Origin of the sequence: Curtobacterium sp. MMLR14_002 (assembly GCF_001864975.1) — a bacterium.
Classification (GTDB): Bacteria; Actinomycetota; Actinomycetes; order Actinomycetales; family Microbacteriaceae; genus Curtobacterium; species Curtobacterium flaccumfaciens.
This window is the reverse complement of record NZ_MJGT01000061.1, coordinates 225,194-244,154: the sequence shown is the minus strand read 5'-3', so window position 1 is coordinate 244,154 and position 18,961 is coordinate 225,194. Positions and strand designations below refer to the sequence as shown.

Genomic DNA, 18,961 nt, shown 5'->3' with positions numbered 1-18,961 from the left:
TCTCCACAGCCTGGAGGCGCGACCTGCGTTACGTCGGTCGGTGCTGACAGCATGGGGGCATGGAAACCACCGCCCCGCCTTCTGCAGACATCGCCGCCGAGGCGCAGCAGGCGCTCGCTGCGCTCACGGGGCGCCCCGACGCGGTGTTCCACCCAGGCCAGCTCGAGGCCATCTCGGCGCTGGTCGAGCACCGGCAGCGTGCCCTCGTCGTGCAGCGCACCGGGTGGGGCAAGTCCGCGGTGTACTTCCTCGCGACGCTGTTGCTGCGCCGACGCGGGGGCGGCCCGACCGTCCTGGTGTCGCCGCTGCTCGCCCTGATGCGCGACCAGGTCGCCGCTGCCGCGCGGGCCGGTGTCCGTGCGGTGTCGATCAACTCCGCGAACGCCCACGAGTGGGGCGAGACCCAGGCGGCCCTCGCCCGTGACGAGGTCGACGTGCTGCTGGTCTCCCCCGAGCGGCTGAACAACCCGAAGTTCCGCGACGAGCAGATGCCGACCCTGATCGCCCGGATGGGCATGCTCGTGGTCGACGAAGCGCACTGCATCTCGGACTGGGGCCACGACTTCCGGCCGGACTACCGCCGTCTGGCCGAGCTCATCCGGTCGCTCCCCCACGGCGTCCCCGTCCTGGCCACCACCGCGACGGCGAACGAGCGCGTGGTCGAGGACGTCGCCGAGCAGCTCACCGCCGGCCCGGCCGACCCGGTGTTCACGATCCGCGGATCCCTGGCCCGCAAGTCCCTGCGCCTCGGTGTGCTGACGCTGCCCGATGCACGGCAGCGGCTCGGGTGGCTCCTCGCGCACCTCGGCGACCTGCCCGGCAGCGGCATCATCTACACGCTCACGGTCTCGGCGGCCGAGGACATCGCACGACTGCTACGCGACAACGGGTACGCCGTCCGTGCCTACACGGGGCGCACGGACACCGACGAGCGCGAGCAGCTCGAACAGCAGCTCAAGGGCAACGAGCTGAAGGCCCTGGTCGCCACGAGTGCGCTCGGCATGGGGTTCGACAAGCCCGACCTCGGGTTCGTCGTGCACGTCGGGGCTCCCTCGTCGCCCGTCGCCTACTACCAGCAGATCGGTCGCGCGGGTCGTGCGACCGACAACGCCGACGTCCTGCTCCTGCCCGGGCGCGAGGACCGCGAGATCTGGCAGTACTTCGCCAGCGCCTCGATGCCGACCGAGGCCCGCGCCGCCGCCGTGCTCAGTGCCCTGTCCACCGACACCGCGATGTCGACCGTGGCGCTCGAGGGCCTGGTCGACATCAAGCGCTCCACCCTCGAACTCCTGCTCAAGGTGCTCGACGTCGACGGCGCCGTCCGCCGCGTCACCGGCGGCTGGGTGTCGACCGGGCAGCCGTGGGAGTACGACGCGCCCCGGTACGAGCGGGTCGCCGCGGCCCGCGCTGCCGAGGCCGCGTCGATGCTCGACTACGAGTCCACCTCGGCCTGCCGCATGCAGCTGCTGCAGCAGGACCTCGACGACCCCTCGGCCGAGCCCTGCGGCCGGTGCGACAACTGCGCCGGTGCCTGGTTCCCGACCGCCGTGTCCGACACCGACTCGTCCGGAGCCGCGGCCGCGCTCGACAAGGTCGGCGTCGAGATCGCCCCGCGTGCCCAGTGGCCCTCGGGGATGTCGTCGCTCGGGGTCTCCGTGCGGGGCAAGATCGGCGCGGACGAGCTCGTGCAGCCCGGCCTCGCGGTGGCGCGTCTGACCGACCTCGGCTGGGGTGGTCCCCTCCGCGCACTCTTCTCGCCGTCCACCCCCGATGCCCCGATCTCGCGGGAGCTCGTCGACGGCTGTGTCCGGGCGCTCAAGGACTGGCCGTGGGAGACCCGGCCGACCGGCGTCGTGGCGATGTCGTCACGGTCGCGGCCCGAGCTCGTGGGGTCCCTCGCCCAGGCGCTGTCCACCATCGGGCGGCTGCAGTTCCTCGGCACGCTCGGCCGTGCCGGCGGGACCCCCCGCGGCGACGGTGCGACGAACAGTGCCTACCGGTTGTCCGGCGTGTGGGACACCTTCGTGGTCGATCCGTCGCTCGCCGCCGCCCTGCAGTCGCACGAGGGCCCGGTGCTGCTCGTCGACGACCTGGTCGACAGCCGGTGGACGATGACCGTCGCCGGCCGGGAGCTCCGGCGCGCCGGGGCCTCCGCCGTGCTGCCGTTCGCCCTGGCCACGGTCGCGTAGCCTCCGCACCTGTTTTGCGACAGTCCACGTGTCGATCGACTCGTGTTCTGTCGCGGAGCCGGTCCGCCGCCCGCCGGAGCCCTACCGCCGCGCGGGCTTCGGGAACGCGGTCCGCATGTGGTCGCTCGTCAGCACGTCGCCGATGCCGACCATGAGCACCGAGAACAGGATCTGCTCGATGACCATCCAGAACGGGTAGAGCCCGGGGATCGCCGCGACGATCAGGGTCACGATCGGGAAGATCCGGCTGAACAACCGCAGGCGCTGGTACGCCCAGTAGTACCCGAGCTGCGCCCGCCAGGCGAACACGTAGAGCGTCAGGGTGATGAGCAGCACCACGGTGGACCGGAACCACACCGCCCACGACAGGGACTCCCCCGCGCGGGTCAACAGCACGGCGACCACGATGGCGGTGAGCCCCACGACGGTCTCCGCGACGAGCAGCCACCGGATCCACCGGAACGAGCGGACGGTGTCCGGGTGTTCGAGCATGTCCTCGCGGATCACGTACCCGGACTGCCGACCTCCGGCCAACCGGTCGAGCCGAAGACGGCACCACACGCGGTCGGCGAGCACACCGAGTCCGTCGTTCTGCTGCGTCACCAGTACATCGTGCCCCATCCCGGCGGTGGCGGTGGACGCGGCACAGCCACGAGCACCGATGCGGAACGACACTGTCGACGTCGGACGACCACGACACAGTCGTTCTGCGTCGGCGCAGCGCACCCCAACCCCGCCCAGCCTCAGCCTGCGCCCCGCTCAGTCGGACGGGACGAGTGCCGCGCCGCCCAGCACGGTCCCGGTGTCGGCATCCAGCAGGACCAGGGAGCGGACCTCGTCGGGCAGTGACCACGGGTCGCTGAGCACGACGGTCAGCCCCTGTTCGACCCCGGCAGCCTGGAACAGGTCGTAGGACTCCCCGGCGGGTGTCCACACCGGCTTCGAGCCACCGCGCACCGTCCCCGCGGACAGCACGACGTCGACCGGGCCGTCCCCGCCGGTCTCCAGGTGGTCGATCTCCACCGCGAGCGTCTCGTCATCCGTGTTCCCGGCGATCCGGACGTGCCCGGAGGCCGCAGCCCCGATGCCGACGATGTCACCGGAGACCGGCGGGACGCGGCGCCACCACGGGTCGATGGGCGAACCGTCGACCGGACGGACGGGTTCGGGCTCGATCGGTTCGTCGAGGCCGTTGGACGGCGGCAGTCGGACGTCGGGCGACTGCGCCGGCTCGGAGGGTACGGGGTCGGCACGGGTGACCGAGTCGCCGTCGTCCGGTGCGTGCGAGATCGTCCACAGGGACACCGAACCCACGACGACCACACCGACGAGGACACCCACCAGGGCGAGCCGACGTCGGTCCGCTGCCCACGGCCCGGTACCCACGCCCCCATGATGCCGCACCGGCGTGCCGGACCCGCTGCGGGCCTCCAGGCCGGACGCCGAACGCAGAACGCGCCCCGACGGATCGAGGCGCGTTCTGCGTGACGGGTGGGAGGGCTCAGCGCTTCCGGCGCTCGCGCACCCGCATGTTGACGTTGATCGGCGTGCCGGAGAAGCCCCAGACCTCACGGAGGCGACGCGTGATGAAGCGTCGGTACTGCGGGTCGAGGAACGCCGACGTGAAGAGCACGAAGGTCGGCGGCTGGCTCGACGCCTGGGTCCCGAACAGGATGCGGGGCTGCTTGCCGCCGCGCACGGGGTGGGGGTGTTCCTGCACGAGCTCGGCGATGAAGGCGTTGACCTTGCCGGTCGGGATGCGGGTGTCCCACGACTCGAGGGCGGTCTCGAGCGCGGGCACGAGCTTCTCGAGGTGGCGGCCGGTGCGGGCCGAGATGTTCACGCGCGGGGCCCAGGCGACGTGCGCCAGGTCCTGCTCGATCTCGCGCTCCAGGTAACGGCGGCGCTCGTCGTCGAGCAGGTCCCACTTGTTGTAGGCCAGCACGAGGGCACGGCCGGACTCGAGGACGAGGTCGATGATGCGGAGGTCCTGCACGGACACCGGCTCGGTGACGTCGAGGACGACGACGGCGACCTCGGCCTTCTCGAGCGCGGCGGTGGTGCGGAGCGACGCGTAGAAGTCGGCGCCCTGCTGCATGTGGACGCGCTTCCGGATGCCGGCGGTGTCGACGAAGCGCCACACCTTGCCGCCGAGCTCGATCTGCTCGTCCACCGGGTCACGGGTGGTGCCGGCGATGTCGTTCACGACGACCCGCTCTTCACCGGCGGCCTTGTTGAGCAGCGAGCTCTTGCCGACGTTCGGTCGGCCGAGGATGGCCACGCGGCGGGGGCCGCCGACCTCCTGCTTGGCGACGGCCGAGGTGTCGGGCAGCGTCTTGATGATCAGGTCGAGCAGGTCCGCGACGCCGCGGCCGTGCAGGGCCGACACCGGGTGCGGCTCGCCGAGCCCCAGGTTCCAGAGTTCGTAGGCGTCGAGTTCGCGGCGCTCGTCGTCGGCCTTGTTCGCGACGACGATGACGGGGCGGTCGGTGCCGCGCAGCATCTTGACGACGTGCTCGTCGGTGGCGGTGATCCCGACCGTGACGTCCACGACGAACAGCACGGCGTCGGCGAGGTCGATCGCGACCTCGGCCTGCGCGGCGACGGAGGCGTTGATGCCCTCGGCGCCGGGCTCCCAGCCGCCGGTGTCGACGAGCGTGAAGCGCTTGTCGTTCCAGTCGGCCTTGTAGCTGACACGGTCGCGGGTGACGCCGGGGACGTCCTGCACGACCGCCTCACGACGACCGAGGATGCGGTTCACGAGCGCGGACTTGCCGACGTTCGGGCGGCCGACGATCGCGAGCACCGGGTAGGCGGGCAGGTAGTGGACGCCGTCCTCGCCGACCTGACCGGCCTCGAGCAGGGCGAGGTCCTCGTCCTCGAGGTCGTACTCCTCGAGTCCGGCGCGGAGCGCGGTCGCGCGCTGCTCGGCCTCGGCCTCGTCGAGTCCGGCGAGCCGCTCGCCGAGGGCGTCGTCGTACCGGGGGAAGTCGTCGTTGTCCGGGTTGTCCAGCTGAGCCATCTTGGGTTCCTCGCGAGCGGCCGGGGCCGCGGTGTCGGTGGCCGTTGCCGGCCGGGGCCGGGGGTCCGGCCGTGGTGTGACCAGGCGGCCGAGGCCGTCCGGTCGTGCGTCAGTGCGTGGCCGCGCGGGCCAGGTCGACGACCGCCTGCACGGTCTGGTCGAAGTCGAGGTCGGTGGAGTCGAGCGTCGTGACGCCGTCGGCGGCGTTCATGAAGTCGACGACCTTCGCGTCCGCCGCGTCGCGACGAGCGAGTGCTGCGGAGGTCTCGGCGGCCGACTGGGTCGTGACCTCTGCCGAGCGTCGGGCCATTCTAACGGACTCGTCGGCCGTCAGCAGGATCCGGACCTCGGCATCGGGTGCGACGACCGTGGTGATGTCCCGGCCCTCGGTGATGATGCCCGGGGCGTCGGTCTTCCGCATGACGTTGCGGAACAGCTGCACCAGGCGCTTCCGGACGTCCGGGAGCTTCGCGATGTGGGCGACCGCCCCGGTGACGTCGGGGGTGCGGATGGCCTCGGTCACGTCGGTCTCCCCCACCTTGACGTAGTAGTCGTCGGGGTCGGTGCCGATGGCGTAGTCGAAGGTGTCCCAGCTCGCCAGGACCGCCGCGGCGTCGTCGAGGTCGACCTGCTGCTGCAGGGCGTGCCACGCGAGTGCACGGTAGGCGGCGCCGGTGTCCTGGTACCCGTAGCCCAGAGCGCGTGCGGCCGCGCGGGAGACGCTCGACTTGCCGCTGCCGGCGGGTCCGTCGACCGCGATGACGATCTTCGCCACGTAGGCGCCGTCGGCCAGGCCGGACGGCATCGGGGCGCTGGTCGAGCCGGGCTCCCCGCCGGGCTCACCGAGGCCGCCAGCGGGACCACCGAGCGGACCGCCGTCGCCGCCGGAGCCGTCACCGGGGCCGCCGAGCGGCCCGCCGGCACCACCGGTACCGGGCGTCGGGAGGCCGGAGTCGGGCCCGTCGGTCCCACCGGCCGGAGCGCGTCCACTGATCACGCCGGAGTCGTTCGTGTCGTCGTTCAGGCCCATGCTGCTGCGATCCTCCATCCGCGCCCCTCGAGTTCCTCGACGAGTCGCTGTTCCTGCTCGGGCAGCACCGACACCTCGACGATGCCGATCTGTGCGCCCGGTGAGTGCTCGAGGCGCATGTCCTCGAGGTTGATGCCGATCTCCCCGATGAACGTCAGGAGTGCGGCGATCTGCCCGGGGGTGTCGTCGACCAGGACGACCACCTGGGCGAAGCGCTTGGTGGTGCCGTGCTTGCCGGGGAGCCGTTCGACCCCGCGGTTGCCGTCGGCGATGGTCTCGGCGATGGTGCGCGGCGATCCGGCACCGTCCGGGTCGCCGAGCGCGTCGATCACACGGGACAGGTCGTCGCGCAGGTCGGTGAGCACCGGCCGGATGTGCCCGGCGTTCGCCCCGATGATCTGCACCCAGAGCCCCGGGTCGCTCGCGGCGATCCGGGTGACGTCGCGCACGCCGCCGCCGGCCAGGCCGAGCGACCCGTCGGGGGCGTCCCGCAGGCGCGAGGCCATCAGCGTCGACACGAGCTGCGGCGCGTGCGAGACGTAGGCCACGGCGAGGTCGTGCGACTCGGGGTCCATCGGCACGACGGTGGCGCCGACGTCGAGCGCGAGGTCCTCGACCACCGCGGCACGCTGGTACGTGATGCCGTCGTGCCCGGCGATGACCCAGGGGCGGCCGACGAACAGGTCGGCGCGGGCGGCGGTCGGACCGCTGCGCTCGCGTCCGGCCATCGGGTGCGACCCGATGTAGCGGGAGACGTCGGCCCCGGCCGCCACCAGGGCGGCGAGCGGCCCGGACTTCACGCTGGCGACGTCCGTCACGACAGCGTCGGGGTGGGCAGCGAGCTCGCGCTCCACCACCGTCGCCACGACGTCCGGCGGCACCGCGACGACGATGAGCTCCGGCTGGTCGCCGGCGGCCGGTCGGCGCCCGGCGCCGTAGTCCACGGCGAGCGCCAGCGCGGCGGGCGAGACGTCGTCGAGGACGACGTCCACGCCCTTCTCACGCAGGGCGAGACCGATCGAGGCGCCGAGCAACCCGGCACCGACGATCCGGACCGGGCCGCGCAGACGGCGGTCGATGTCGGTCGGGGTCACGTCGGTCACCGGGCAAGCCTACCGATCGAGGCTCGGGCATCGGTCGATGCCCGAGCCTCGGGATCGGTCAGTCCGCCGACTCGTCCTCGTACTCGTCGTCGTCCTGGTCGAGCGCGACGTCGCGGTCGTCACGAGCGGACGGCTTCGCGTCACGGACGGTGCTGAGCAGCTTGCCGACCTCGACGGTGCCGAGCTCGCGCATCTTGCCCGGCGGCAGGCTGCCCAGGTGCAGCGGTCCGAACGACCGGCGGACGAGTTCGAGGACCGGGTGGTCGACGGCCTCGAGCATGCGACGGACGATGCGGTTGCGGCCGGAGTGCAGCGTGATCTCGACGAGCGACTCACCCCGCGAGGACTCGAGCAACCGCACCTTGTCGGCCTTGATCGGACCGTCCTCGAGCTCGACGCCCTCGGTCAGGCGCTGCACGACGGCGGGGTTCACGTTGCCGTGGACCTTCGCGATGTACGTCTTCTGCACGCCGAACGACGGGTGCGCGAGCACGTGAGCCAGGTCGCCGTCGTTCGTCAGGACGAGCAGCCCGGAGGTCTCGGTGTCGAGACGGCCGACGTTGAACAGGCGCTCCTCGTAGCGGTCCACGAACTCGGTCAGGTCGCGGCGACCGCGCTCGTCCTGCAGGCTCGAGACGACACCGGTCGGCTTGTTCAGCACGATGTAGCGCCGCGACGAGTCGATCTGCACGGGCACGCCGTCGACGCTGATCGCGTCCTTCTCGGGGTCGACGCGACGCCCGAGGGCGTCCACGACCTCGCCGTTGACCGTCACGCGGCCCTCGACGATCAGGTTCTCCGCGACCCGGCGGGATGCGACGCCGGCAGCGGCGATCACCTTCTGCAGGCGCTCACCCTCTGCCTGGAGGCTCGGCTCGGCCCCGGCAGGCGCCGTCCCGTCCGCCGCGTCCCAGTCCTCGATGATCGGCCGTTCGGGCGTGCCCTCGGCCGGGTTGCCCCGGTCATCGCGCTGCCCGCTCGGCTTCGGCGTCGTGCGGTCGCTGTTGCGGACGCTCGTGGTGCCGCCGACGTAGCGGCGGCCGTTGTGCCAGACGCGGCTCTGCTGGCCGTCCGGGGTGCGGCGGTCATCGCGGCCGCGGTCGTCGCGCCGGTCGTCGCGCGGCGCGGAGCTGCGGTCATCACGACCCCGGTACCCACCGCGGTCGTCGCGGGGAGCGGAGCTGCCACGGTCGTCACGGCCCCGGTACCCACCACGGTCGTCGCGCGGAGCGGCGCTGCGGTCGTCACGGCCCCGGTAACCGCCGCGGTCGTCGCGCGGAGCGGAGTTGCCGCGGTAGCCACCACGGTCGCCGCCACCGGAACGGTCATCGCGACCCCGGTAGCCGCCACGGTCGTCGCGCGGAGCCGAAGCACCACGGTCGTCTCGCCCGCGGTACGCGCCACGGTCATCGCGCGGCGCGGAGCTCCCGCGGTCGTCGCGACCCCGGTAGCCACCACGGTCGTCACGCGGAGCGGAGCCCCGGTAGCCACCACGGTCGTCACGCGGAGCCGAAGCCCCACGGTCGTCGCGGCCGCGGTACCCACCGCGGTCGTCACGCGGAGCCGAGTTGCCGCGGTAGCCACCACGGTCACCGCCACCGGATCGGTCATCGCGACCGCGGTACCCACCACGGTCGTCACGCGGAGCGGAGTTCCCGCGGTAGCCACCACGGTCACCACCGCGGTCGTCGCGCGGCGCGGAAGCCCCACGGTCGTCACGGCCGCGGTAGCCACCGCGGTCGTCACGCGGAGCGGAGTTACCCCGGTAGCCACCACGGTCACCGCCACCGGAACGGTCGTCACGACCCCGGTAGCCACCACGGTCGTCACGCGGCGCCGAAGCCCCACGGTACCCACCACGGTCACCGCCGCGGTCGTCGCGCGACGGGTACCCGCCACGACGGTCGTCGTCACGCGGCGGGCGTGCGCCCCCGCGGTCGTCGCGACCGTACCCGCCGGAGCGGCCACCGGCACTGGAGCCGGCCCCGCCGCGTCCGCCGGCCGGGCGGCCGGAGCGATCCGGGCCTCCCGAGCGTCCGTTGCGGTCGTCTCGGTCTCGGGGCGCGCCGCGCCCCCGGTCGTCAAACCCTGCCATCGGGGATCCCTTCGTTCTGCTCGAAGCCGTCCGCACCGTCGTCCAGGAGGGGCGAGATGAGCGGCAGCTCGTCGAGCGAGTTGATGCCGAGCTGCTGCAGGAGCAGGTCGGACGTGACGTAGTTGATGGCGCCGGTCTCGGCGTCGGTGAACGACTCCTCGATGAGGCCGCGTGCCACCAGGGTTCGGACGACGCCGTCGACGTTGACGGCGCGGATCGCAGCGATCTGCGAGCGGGTGATCGGCTGCTTGTAGGCGACGACCGCGAGGGTCTCGAGTGCGGCCTGCGACAGCCGCGAGGGGCGCTCGGCCTCGACGAACTGCTCGACCACGGGGTCCAGGTCGGCGCGGACGTAGAAGCGCCAGCCGCCACCGACCTCGCGCAGTTCAAAGCCACGGCGGATCGTGCCGTCGACGCCGTCGAAGTCCGCGACCAGGCGTTCGATCGCCTGGCGGACGGCGGGGACGGGCGACCCGACGGCAGCACCGAGGGCGACGAGCGACTGCGGCTGGTCGGCGATCATCAGGATGGCCTCGAGCTGCCGGTCGATGGGGATGGCGGGGTGGGCCTGTGACGCGGCGCGCTCGTGGATCTCGTGCTCGATCGCGCGGGCGTCGGCCATCTCGTCGGCGCCGCCGGGTTCGGCGCTGGACGTGTCGTGCACGTCATCCGTCATAGTCGGCTCCCAGGTTCGCGAGGCTCTCGTCGGACCAGTCCTCGGCGGTCCACCGCAGTGTCAGCTCCCCGAGCGGCTCGAGCTGCTCGAACGAGATCGACGCGTTCCGGTACAGCTCGAGGATCGCGAGGAAGCGAGCCACCACGATACCCGTCTGGTCGACGCCCGCGACCAGTTCACGGAACGAGACACCCTCACCATCGCGGGTGCGGAGGATCGAGACGACGATCGCGGCCTGCTCGCGGATGCTGATGAGCGGGGCGTGCAGGTGGTCGAGGCCGACGGTCGGGATCTCCCGCGGGGCGAAGGCCAGCGCGGCCAGTGCGGCGAAGTCCTGCACCGACAGGGTCCAGACGAGCTCCGGCGTCCGCGCGCGGAACCGCTCCTCGAGCCGGACGCTGCGGACGTGCCGGCGCGACTCGACGCCCCAGCGCTCCCCGAACCAGTCGGCGGCCTGCTTGAATGCCCGGTACTGCAGCAGTCGGGCGAACAGCAGGTCGCGGGCTTCGAGCAGGGCGACGTCCTCGGCGTCCACGAGCTCACCCTGGGGCAACAGCCCGACGATCTTCAGGTCGAGCAGCGTCGCCGCGACGACCAGGAACTCGCTGGCCTCGTCGAGCTCGTCGGCGGACTCGGCCTGCCGGACGTACTGGATGAACTCCCCCGTCACGGCACCGAGCGACACCTCGGTGATGTCGAGCTCGTGCTTCGTGATGAGCGACAGCAGGAGGTCGAACGGTCCGTCGAAGTTGGCGAGCCGGACCCGGAACCCCGCGTCAGGCGACGGCGCCACGCTGGACGAGCTCTCGTGCGAGCTGCCGGTAGGCGTGGGCGGCAGGGTGGTCCGGCGCGGTCTGCGTGATCGGGCGTGCGGACACCGTGGCGTCCGGGAACTTCACGGTGCGGCCGATGACGGTGTCGAGCACGCGGTCGTCGAAGGTGTCGACGACCCGCTCCATGACCTCGCGCGAGTGCAGCGTGCGCGAGTCGTACATGGTCGCCAGGATGCCGTCGAGCTTGAGCGCCGGGTTGAGACGGTCGCGCACCTTGTCGATCGTCTCGATGAGCAGGGCGACACCGCGGAGCGCGAAGAACTCGCACTCGAGCGGGATGAGGACGCCGTGCGCGGCCGTCAGGGCGTTCACGGTGAGCAGGCCGAGCGACGGCTGGCAGTCGACCAGGATCACGTCGTAGTCGTTCGCGACCTTGCGCAGCACGCTCGCCAGGATCTGCTCGCGGGCGACCTCGTTGACCAGGTGCACCTCGGCGGCGGACAGGTCGATGTTCGCCGGGATGACGTCGAGGCCGGGGGTGTTCGTCGGCTGGATGACCTGGTTCGGGTCCTTCACGGCACCCATGAGCAGGTCGTACACGGTGTGGATGTCGTGCGTCCGGACGCCGAGGCCCGCGGACAGCGCGCCCTGCGGGTCGAAGTCCACGGCCAGGACCTTGCGGCCGTACTCGGCGAGCGCAGCGCCCAGGTTGATGGCCGTCGTGGTCTTGCCGACGCCGCCCTTCTGGTTGCAGAGCGCGATGATGCGGGCGGGTCCGGTGCTGTCGAGCTCCTCGGGCACGGGGAAGTCCCGGACGGGACGCCCCGTCGGACCGTGGGTGGTCGCGCCGGTGGGGTTGGTCGTCGGGTTCGGGCTCACCCCGTCATCGTACCGGCGACCTCGGGCTGGGCCGGGTCGCACCGCCGCGGGACCGCCGCGCTGCTGCTCGTCAGGCAGCGCGCAGGGCGACGCGCATGCTGTCGACCCGCTCCGCGATCACGGGGTCGGTCGACCACCGCTGCTGCAGCCGACCGACGAGCTCGCCGACCTGCTCGCGGTCGAGCCCCGGGTGCAGCGCCAGGCCCACCGTCAGCTCCGGCCCGGCGAACCGGCCGACCGGGTCGCCCGGCGCGAGTTCGACACGGGCGACGCTGGGCTCCCCCTCGACCGAGACCGCGAAGGCGCGGGCCACCTCGGGGTCCTCGAAGCACGGGGTCCACGGCAGGTCCTGCCCGAGCGCCCACACCGCCGGACGTCGCAGCACGAACTCGGTCGGCGACTTCGGGTCGAGCACGACGAGCTGGGTGTCCTCGCTCGCCGCGGCCATCGCCACACGGCGGGACTCCACCGGCACCGGTCGCGCGTCCGGGTCCCACGCGTGCATGGCGTCCACCGAGGTGAACGCCGGCATCACACTGCGACCGTCCGGACCGGCGACCGTCACGATCGAGAGTTCCTGGGTCTTGTCGACGAGCTTGCCCTCGTCGGTCTCCCCCACGTCACCGGCCTCGGCGATGAGCGGGATGAGCAGCCGGGCGGTCCGGAGCGCCTCGACGATCGCCGCCTGGGAGGCACCTCCGGCGATCGCACCGATGGCCGCGACCACCGCGGGGTCGGCGAGTCCGTCGTCGTCGGCGAACGCGGTGTCGTGGTGGTCGAACGTGCGGCCTTCCCACGAGAAGCCCGCCGAGTCCGCCGCCCCGCCGGGCGTGTGCGCGTCGTCGGCGTCCGGCCCGGTGCCGCGGCCGTTCGAGATGCCCGCCACGGCGTTACTCGGAGGCGATGTCGAGTGCGGCCGGCAGCGTGAACGCCCCGGAGTACAGCGCCTTGCCGATGATCGCGCCCTCGAGCCCGTACGGCACGAGTTCGCGGAGCGCACGGAGGTCGTCGAGCGTGGAGATCCCGCCGGAGGCCACCACGGGCTGGTCGGTCCGGTCGCACACCTGGCGGAGCAGTTCGACGTTCGGCCCCTGCAGCGTGCCGTCCTTCGTGACGTCGGTCACCACGTAGCGGGCGCACCCGGCGGCTTCCAGCCGGTCGAGCACCTCCCACAGGTCACCGGCGTCCTCGGTCCAGCCGCGGCTCGAGAGCGTGGTGCCGCGGACGTCCAGCCCGACGGCGATCTGCTCGCCGTACTCACCGATCACCCGCGCGGCCCAGTCCGGGTTCTCGAGCGCCGCGGTGCCGAGGTTCACGCGCGCCGCACCGGTCGCCAGTGCCGCTTCGAGCGAGGCATCGTCGCGGATCCCGCCGGACAGCTCGACCGAGACACCCTCGACCTCGCGGACGGCGTGCGCGATCACGCGGCGGTTGTCGCCACGACCGAAGGCCGCGTCGAGGTCGACGAGGTGGATCCACTCGGCGCCCTGGTCACGCCAGGTCCGGGCAGCGGCGACGGGGTCGCCGTAGCCGGTCTCGCTCCCCGCCTCGCCCTGGGTGAGTCGCACGGCCTGTCCGTCGACGACGTCGACAGCCGGCAGCAGGACGAGGGGCGGGGTGTCGGTGAGGTCGGTCATGGTCCTGTCGGTTTCGTTGCGGTGGAGAAGGGGCTGCGGACAGCCGGGAGGCCCGGTGCGCGTCCGGCACGGCCGTCGCGCCCGGCACCGGCCGGGTTCAGAGCGAACGCACCCAGTTGGAGAGCAGGCGGATGCCCGGCTCGCCGGACTTCTCGGGGTGGAACTGCGTGGCGGTGAGCGGCCCGTTCTCGACCGCGGCGATGAACGGCTGCCCGTGCTCGGCCCAGGTCAGACGGGGCGCGCGGAACGGCCCGTACGCCTCGAGCGGGAAGTCGGTCACCCCGTAGGAGTGCACGAAGTAGAAGCGCTCGTCGTGCAGCCCGTCGAACAGCACGGAGTCCTCGGGCGCCTGCACGGTGTTCCAGCCCATGTGCGGCAGCACCTCGGCCTGGATCTCCTGCACGGTGCCGGGCCACTGGCCGAGCCCTTCGACGTCGGCACCACGCTCGATGCCCCGCGAGAACAGGACCTGCATGCCGACGCAGATGCCGAGCACGGGTCGCCCGCCGGCCAGACGGTGGTCGACGATCTCGCCGCCCTGCACGCCCTCGAGCTGGTCGATCACGGCGGCGAACGCCCCGACGCCGGGGACGAGCAGGCCGTCGGCCTTGAGTGCCGCCTGCTTGTCCGAGGTCAGGGTGACCTCGGCGCCGGCGCGCTCGAGTGCTTTGGCGGCGGAGTGGACGTTCCCCGACCCGTAGTCGAGGACGACGACGTTCGGCTTGGCGGCAGTCACAGGGCGCCCTTCGTGGAGGGGATGCCGTCGACGCGCGGGTCCAGTTCGACCGCCTTGCGCATGGCTCGGGCGAACGCCTTGAACTCGGCTTCGGCGATGTGGTGGGGGTCGCGGCCCTCGAGCACGCGGACGTGGACGGTGATGCCGGCGTTGAACGTGATCGCCTCGAACACGTGGCGGACCATCGAGCCGGTGAAGTGGCCGCCGATGCGGTGGAACTCGAAGCCCGCGGGCTCGCCGGAGTGCACCAGGAACGGACGCCCGGAGACGTCGACGACCGCCTGGGCCAGCGCTTCGTCCAACGGGACCAGGGCGTCGCCGTACCGGCCGATGCCGGAGCGGTCGCCGAGGGCCTGCTTGATCGCCTGACCGAGCACGATGCCAGTGTCCTCGACGGTGTGGTGCACGTCGATGTCGGTGTCACCCGTCGAGCGCACCCGCAGGTCGATCAGGGAGTGCTTGCTGAACGCGGTCAGCATGTGGTCGAAGAACGGCACGGAGGTCGAGATCGACGAGGTCCCGGTGCCGTCCAGGTCGAGCTCGAGTTCGACACTCGATTCGCTCGTCGAACGGCTGATCGAGGCGGTGCGGGCGGTCATGCGTCAACCCTAACCGGCGGCTGCTCGGCGGCGACCTGCCGCATGGCGTCGAGGAACGCGGTCGTCTCGGCTTCGGTCCCCGCACTCACCCGCAGGTGGTTCGGGATCCCGAGGTCGCGCACGATCACGTCGCGCTCGAGCAGCGCCTCGAACGCGGCGTTCGGGTCGGCGACACCACCGAACAGGACGAAGTTCGACCAGGTCTCGTAGGTGCGGTACCCCATGGCCCGCAGCTCGGTGACCATGCGGTCGCGCTGCCCCTTGATGTCGTCGACCATCGCCAGCATCCCGGGGGCGTGCCGGAGTGCCGCGATCGCCGCCGCCTGGGTCAGCGCGGACAGGTGGTACGGCAGCCGGACCAGCCGGACGGCGTCGACGACGGCGGGGTGCGCGGCCATGTACCCGACCCGGGCACCGGCGAACGCGAACGCCTTGCTCATCGTGCGAGAGACCACCAGGCGCTCACGACCGGGCAGCAGCGTGAGGGCGCTCGGGGCGTCGGACGGCATGAACTCGGCGTACGCCTCGTCCACCATCACGATGCCGTCGGTCGCGTCGTAGGCGGCCGCGATCGTCTCGATGTCGAGCGGGGTGCCGGTCGGGTTGTTCGGCCCGCAGAGGAACACGATGTCCGGCTGGTGCTCTCGGATCGCCGCCACGACGGTCTCGGGCGAGATGCGGAACTCGTCGTCGCGCTGGGCAGGGATCCACCTGGTGCCGGTGCCCGACGCGAGGATCGAGTGCATCGAGTAGGTGGGCGGGAACCCGAGCACCGAGCGACCGGGTCCGCCGAACGCCTGGAGGAGCTGCTGCAACACCTCGTTCGACCCGTTCGCCGCCCAGAGTTGCTCGGCGGTCAGGTCGTGTCCGAGGTAGTCGGCGAGCGACTGCCGGAGCTCGGTGAACTCGCGGTCCGGGTAGCGGTTGACCGTCAGCAGGGCCTGCCGGATCGACTCGACGATGTCGGCAGCGACGTCGTCCGGAACGGGATGCGTGTTCTCGTTGACGTTGAGCTGCACACGGACGTGCTTCTGCGGGGCGCCGTAGGGGCTCTGCCCGCGCAGGTCGTCTCGGATCGGGAGGTCTTCGAGCGTGAATGCCACCGATCCATCGTAGGCCGCTGTCACCGTGCGACGACCAGCCGTCCGGACGGGGCTGCCCGAGTGACTACTCGCCGTCGGTGTACTTGGTGGGGATGGCGATCTCTTCGCCGGCCTGCAGCGCGGAGCCGTCGAGCGCGTTGAGGCTCACGACGTCCTGCACGAAGTCACGCGGGTCCGAGTTCGGCGCCGTCTGTTCGGCGAGCTGCCAGAGCGTCTCGCCCGGCTGGATCGTCACGGTCTCGAACTGGGTGCGTGCGCCGCCGGCGGTGGCGTCTCCGGCGGAGGCCTGCCCGCCGTTCAGCACGCCGAGGGCGACGACGATGAGGAGCGGGAGCGCGGCGAGCGTCGTGAAGACGATGCGGCCGCGACGCGTCAGACGCAAGCGGGTACGCACGGCGGGCGCCGCGGTGCGCTGGATGTCAGCGATGGCGATGGTGCTCATGTCGTTCTTGCCTTCCCGTTCGGTGGAACCGAAGTCGTGTACCGAACATAGTTTCGAATCAGACGACGCACAAGTCCTGGGAGTGGATTTCTGCGGGGTTTTCTTGCGACACGCTCGAACAGGTGTTTGTCCGGCCCTGGCTGGTCGGATACTGTTTCGATCGACTGGGACAAGCCTGACGGGGACCACCGACATTCCCGCCGCGGCCGGACCGGCACCGACGAAAGCGAGACGACGTGGTGGACGAACTGCGGGGCCAGAAGCCGCTGACGCCGAAGCAGCAGGCGATCTTCGACGCGATTCGTGCGTCGATCGCCTCACGGGGCTACCCGCCGAGCATGCGCGAGATCGGCGACGCCGCCGGGCTCTCCTCGCTCTCCAGCGTCTCCCACCAGCTCGGCCAGCTCGAGCTCGGTGGCTGGATCCGCCGCGACCCGAACCGCCCGCGCGCGCTCGAGGTCCTGGTCGACGAGCCGTCGTCCGACGTCGGCGGCCCGGACATCGACGCCACCACGCTCGTGCCGCTCGTCGGCCGGATCGCCGCCGGTGTCCCGATCACCGCCGAGCAGCACGTCGACGAGATCATCCCGCTCCCCCGACAGCTCGTCGGCACCGGCGAGCTGTTCATGCTCAAGGTCGTCGGTGAGTCGATGATCGACGCCGCGATCTGCGACGGGGACTGGGTCGTCGTCCGGTCGCAGCAGACCGCCGAGAACGGTGACATCGTCGCGGCCATGCTCGACGAAGAGGCGACGGTCAAGGTCTTCCGCCAGCGCGACGGTCACACGTGGCTGCTGCCGCGCAACTCCGCCTTCGAGCCGATCCTCGGCGACGCCGCCTCCGTGCTCGGCAAGGTCGTCGCGGTCCTCCGCTCCCTCTGACAGCCTCCCGCGACTCGGGCTGCACGGGCGCGAGACGCCGTCGTCACCGTACGACGCCCCCTGCACGACGAAACGCCGCCGGATCCGGCGGCGTTTCGTGTGTTCCGGGGCGTCTCGGCGACGTGACGGCGTCCGGCGGACCCGTCACGGGCCTCCAGGCCGCGCGGCAGCGCTCCCCAGCGCCAGCGCGTGTCGGAGGTGACCGTCAGACGGTGGGGACCGGCGTGACCACGTAAGGCTCGAGCTCGGAGACCTGCCGCTGGAAGACGCGCACCCGCAGGCGCGTGCCGTCCTCGACGTAGTCGACGGACTCGACCGAGCCGGTGTCGTGCAGCGACGACACCAGGTCGCCGCGGTCGTACGGCACCACGATCGTCAGGTCGACGTCGGGCTCGGGAAGGCGGTCCTCGATGACGCCGAGGAGCTCCGGGATGCCCTCGCCGGTGCGCGCAGACACGAACACCGCGTCCGGCACGAGTCCGATGAGCACGAGGCGCTGCGCGTCGTCGATCAGGTCGGCCTTGTTGAAGACGACGATCTCCGGGATGTCACCCGCACCGACGTCGCCGATGACCTCGCGCACGGTGGACAGCTGCGCACCGGGGTCGGGGTGCGAGCCGTCGACCACGTGCACGATGACGTCGGCGTCGCCGACCTCTTCGAGGGTGGAGCGGAAGGCCTCGACGAGCTGGTGCGGCAGGTTGCGGACGAAGCCGACCGTGTCGACGAACGTGAACTCCCGGCCCTTGGCGCTCTCGGTCCGACGGACGGTGGCGTCCAGCGTCGCGAACAGCTGGTTCTGCACCAGCACGCCCGCGCTCGTCAGCCGGTTCAGCAGCGACGACTTGCCGGCGTTGGTGTAGCCCGCGATCGCGACGCTCGGCACCTCGTTGCGGTTGCGCTCGGCACGCTTGGCCTCACGGGCCGGGGTGAACCCGGCGATCTGCCGGCGGAGCTTCGCCATCCGCGTGTGGATCTTGCGGCGGTCGAGCTCCATCTTCGTCTCACCGGGGCCACGAGAGCCCATGCCAGCGCCTCCGGAGACCTGGCCACCGGCCTGTCGGGACATCGAGTCACCCCAACCGCGCAGTCGAGGCAGCAGGTACTGCAGCTGGGCGAGTTCGACCTGCGCCTTCCCCTCGCGGGTCTTCGCGTGCTGGCTGAAGATGTCGAGGATCACGGCCGTGCGGTCGATGACCTTCACCTTCACGACGTCCTCGAGCGCACGACGCTGCGAGGGTGCCAGTTCGGTGTCGGCGATGACCGTGTCGGCGCCGGTGGCCTTGACGACCATCGCGAGCTCCTGGGCTTTGCCCTTGCCCAGGTAGGTGGCCGGGTCCGGGTTCGGCCGACGCTGGAGGAGCCCGTCGAGCACCACGGCGCCCGCGGTCTCGGCGAGTGCCGCGAGCTCGCGGAGGGAGTTCTCGGCGTCCGAGGCGTCGCCCTGGGGGTAGACGCCGATCAGGACGACCTGCTCGAGCCGCAGCTGGCGGTACTCGACCTCGGTGACGTCCTCGAGCTCGGTGGAGAGGCCGGCGACACGGCGCAACGCCGCACGGTCCTCACGGTCGTACTGGTCGCCGTCGCCGGTCCAGCTGCGGTCGTCGACCGACTGCGTCTGGATGGCCTGGGCGGGTGCGAAGATGGACGATGCTGCGCGGTGGTCTGCGTTGCGCAACACCCTCTCGACGACACCGTCTGCGCTGTCGTCGTTGGTCTGGTGGTTCTGCTGATGGGTATCCGTCATCCTGTGCACAGGCTACCTCTGGAGGCCCTCCGACACACTCGGTTGCCGG

Annotated in this window: 18 protein-coding genes; 2 read left to right on the top strand and 16 right to left on the bottom strand. The window is 71.7% G+C overall.

Annotated elements, in window-relative coordinates:
- Window positions 1-59: 59 nt before the first annotated feature.
- Window positions 60-2,189, top strand: a complete 2,130-nt coding sequence (locus tag BIU91_RS12030) for an ATP-dependent DNA helicase RecQ (RefSeq protein ID WP_071405614.1) — start codon at window positions 60-62, stop codon at window positions 2,187-2,189.
- An 81-nt stretch (window positions 2,190-2,270) separates the two neighbouring features.
- Here BIU91_RS12030 and BIU91_RS12025 read toward each other — a convergent pair whose 3' ends face one another.
- From BIU91_RS12025 to BIU91_RS11955, 15 genes are all read right to left on the bottom strand, one after another.
- Window positions 2,271-2,792 carry a hypothetical protein gene (locus BIU91_RS12025; protein ID WP_071405657.1) on the bottom strand — a complete coding sequence of 174 codons (522 nt, stop codon included), beginning with the start codon at window positions 2,790-2,792 and terminating at the stop codon, window positions 2,271-2,273.
- Window positions 2,793-2,948: 156 nt separating this feature from the next.
- Window positions 2,949-3,575 (bottom strand): hypothetical protein, encoded by a 627-nt coding sequence (locus BIU91_RS12020; protein WP_139196552.1) that lies wholly within the window; start codon window positions 3,573-3,575, stop codon window positions 2,949-2,951.
- Between the two features lie 115 nt (window positions 3,576-3,690).
- Window positions 3,691-5,211: a ribosome biogenesis GTPase Der gene (der, locus tag BIU91_RS12015; RefSeq protein WP_071405612.1), complete on the bottom strand. Its 1,521-nt coding sequence runs from the start codon at window positions 5,209-5,211 to the stop codon at window positions 3,691-3,693.
- Window positions 5,212-5,320: 109 nt separating this feature from the next.
- Window positions 5,321-6,016: a (d)CMP kinase gene (cmk, locus tag BIU91_RS12010; RefSeq protein ID WP_071405656.1), complete on the bottom strand. Its 696-nt coding sequence runs from the start codon at window positions 6,014-6,016 to the stop codon at window positions 5,321-5,323.
- Window positions 6,017-6,231: 215 nt separating this feature from the next.
- The gene (locus BIU91_RS12005) at window positions 6,232-7,344 is read right to left on the bottom strand and encodes a prephenate dehydrogenase (RefSeq protein ID WP_071405611.1); all 1,113 of its coding nucleotides are present in this window, start codon (window positions 7,342-7,344) and stop codon (window positions 6,232-6,234) included.
- Between the two features lie 58 nt (window positions 7,345-7,402).
- Window positions 7,403-8,191: a pseudouridine synthase gene (locus BIU91_RS19185; protein ID WP_231495626.1), complete on the bottom strand. Its 789-nt coding sequence runs from the start codon at window positions 8,189-8,191 to the stop codon at window positions 7,403-7,405.
- 1,234 nt (window positions 8,192-9,425) lie between these two features.
- Window positions 9,426-10,115 (bottom strand): SMC-Scp complex subunit ScpB, encoded by a 690-nt coding sequence (scpB, locus tag BIU91_RS11995; protein WP_244993436.1) that lies wholly within the window; start codon window positions 10,113-10,115, stop codon window positions 9,426-9,428.
- A complete protein-coding gene (locus BIU91_RS11990; protein ID WP_171907825.1) occupies window positions 10,105-10,908 on the bottom strand; it encodes a ScpA family protein in 804 nt (267 codons plus the stop codon). Before BIU91_RS11990 ends, scpB begins: the two co-directional genes overlap by 11 nt.
- On the bottom strand, window positions 10,892-11,767 hold the full coding sequence (locus tag BIU91_RS11985; protein WP_017885900.1) for a ParA family protein: 876 nt from the start codon (window positions 11,765-11,767) through the stop codon (window positions 10,892-10,894). The genes BIU91_RS11990 and BIU91_RS11985 overlap by 17 nt, the downstream gene beginning before the upstream one ends.
- A 70-nt stretch (window positions 11,768-11,837) precedes the next feature.
- Entirely contained in the window at window positions 11,838-12,653 is an 816-nt protein-coding gene (locus BIU91_RS11980; RefSeq protein WP_071405610.1) for an SseB family protein, read from the bottom strand.
- A gap of 4 nt (window positions 12,654-12,657) precedes the next feature.
- The gene (priA, locus tag BIU91_RS11975) at window positions 12,658-13,404 is read right to left on the bottom strand and encodes a bifunctional 1-(5-phosphoribosyl)-5-((5-phosphoribosylamino)methylideneamino)imidazole-4-carboxamide isomerase/phosphoribosylanthranilate isomerase PriA (RefSeq protein WP_017885902.1); all 747 of its coding nucleotides are present in this window, start codon (window positions 13,402-13,404) and stop codon (window positions 12,658-12,660) included.
- Window positions 13,405-13,501: 97 nt separating this feature from the next.
- Window positions 13,502-14,140 (bottom strand): imidazole glycerol phosphate synthase subunit HisH, encoded by a 639-nt coding sequence (gene hisH / locus BIU91_RS11970; protein ID WP_071405609.1) that lies wholly within the window; start codon window positions 14,138-14,140, stop codon window positions 13,502-13,504.
- Window positions 14,137-14,739 carry an imidazoleglycerol-phosphate dehydratase HisB gene (gene hisB / locus BIU91_RS11965; RefSeq protein WP_027464776.1) on the bottom strand — a complete coding sequence of 201 codons (603 nt, stop codon included), beginning with the start codon at window positions 14,737-14,739 and terminating at the stop codon, window positions 14,137-14,139. Before hisB ends, hisH begins: the two co-directional genes overlap by 4 nt.
- Window positions 14,736-15,842: a histidinol-phosphate transaminase gene (locus tag BIU91_RS11960; protein ID WP_071405608.1), complete on the bottom strand. Its 1,107-nt coding sequence runs from the start codon at window positions 15,840-15,842 to the stop codon at window positions 14,736-14,738. The genes hisB and BIU91_RS11960 overlap by 4 nt, the downstream gene beginning before the upstream one ends.
- Window positions 15,843-15,906: 64 nt before the next feature.
- Window positions 15,907-16,284: a LysM peptidoglycan-binding domain-containing protein gene (locus tag BIU91_RS11955; RefSeq protein WP_027464774.1), complete on the bottom strand. Its 378-nt coding sequence runs from the start codon at window positions 16,282-16,284 to the stop codon at window positions 15,907-15,909.
- A gap of 236 nt (window positions 16,285-16,520) precedes the next feature.
- Between BIU91_RS11955 and lexA the strand changes: the two genes are divergently transcribed.
- The gene (lexA, locus tag BIU91_RS11950) at window positions 16,521-17,165 is read left to right on the top strand and encodes a transcriptional repressor LexA (RefSeq protein ID WP_027464773.1); all 645 of its coding nucleotides are present in this window, start codon (window positions 16,521-16,523) and stop codon (window positions 17,163-17,165) included.
- 205 nt (window positions 17,166-17,370) lie between these two features.
- Here the strand turns inward: lexA and hflX are convergent, their stop codons facing one another.
- A complete protein-coding gene (hflX, locus tag BIU91_RS11945) occupies window positions 17,371-18,912 on the bottom strand; it encodes a GTPase HflX (RefSeq protein WP_071405607.1) in 1,542 nt (513 codons plus the stop codon).
- Between the last annotated feature and the right edge of the window lie 49 nt (window positions 18,913-18,961).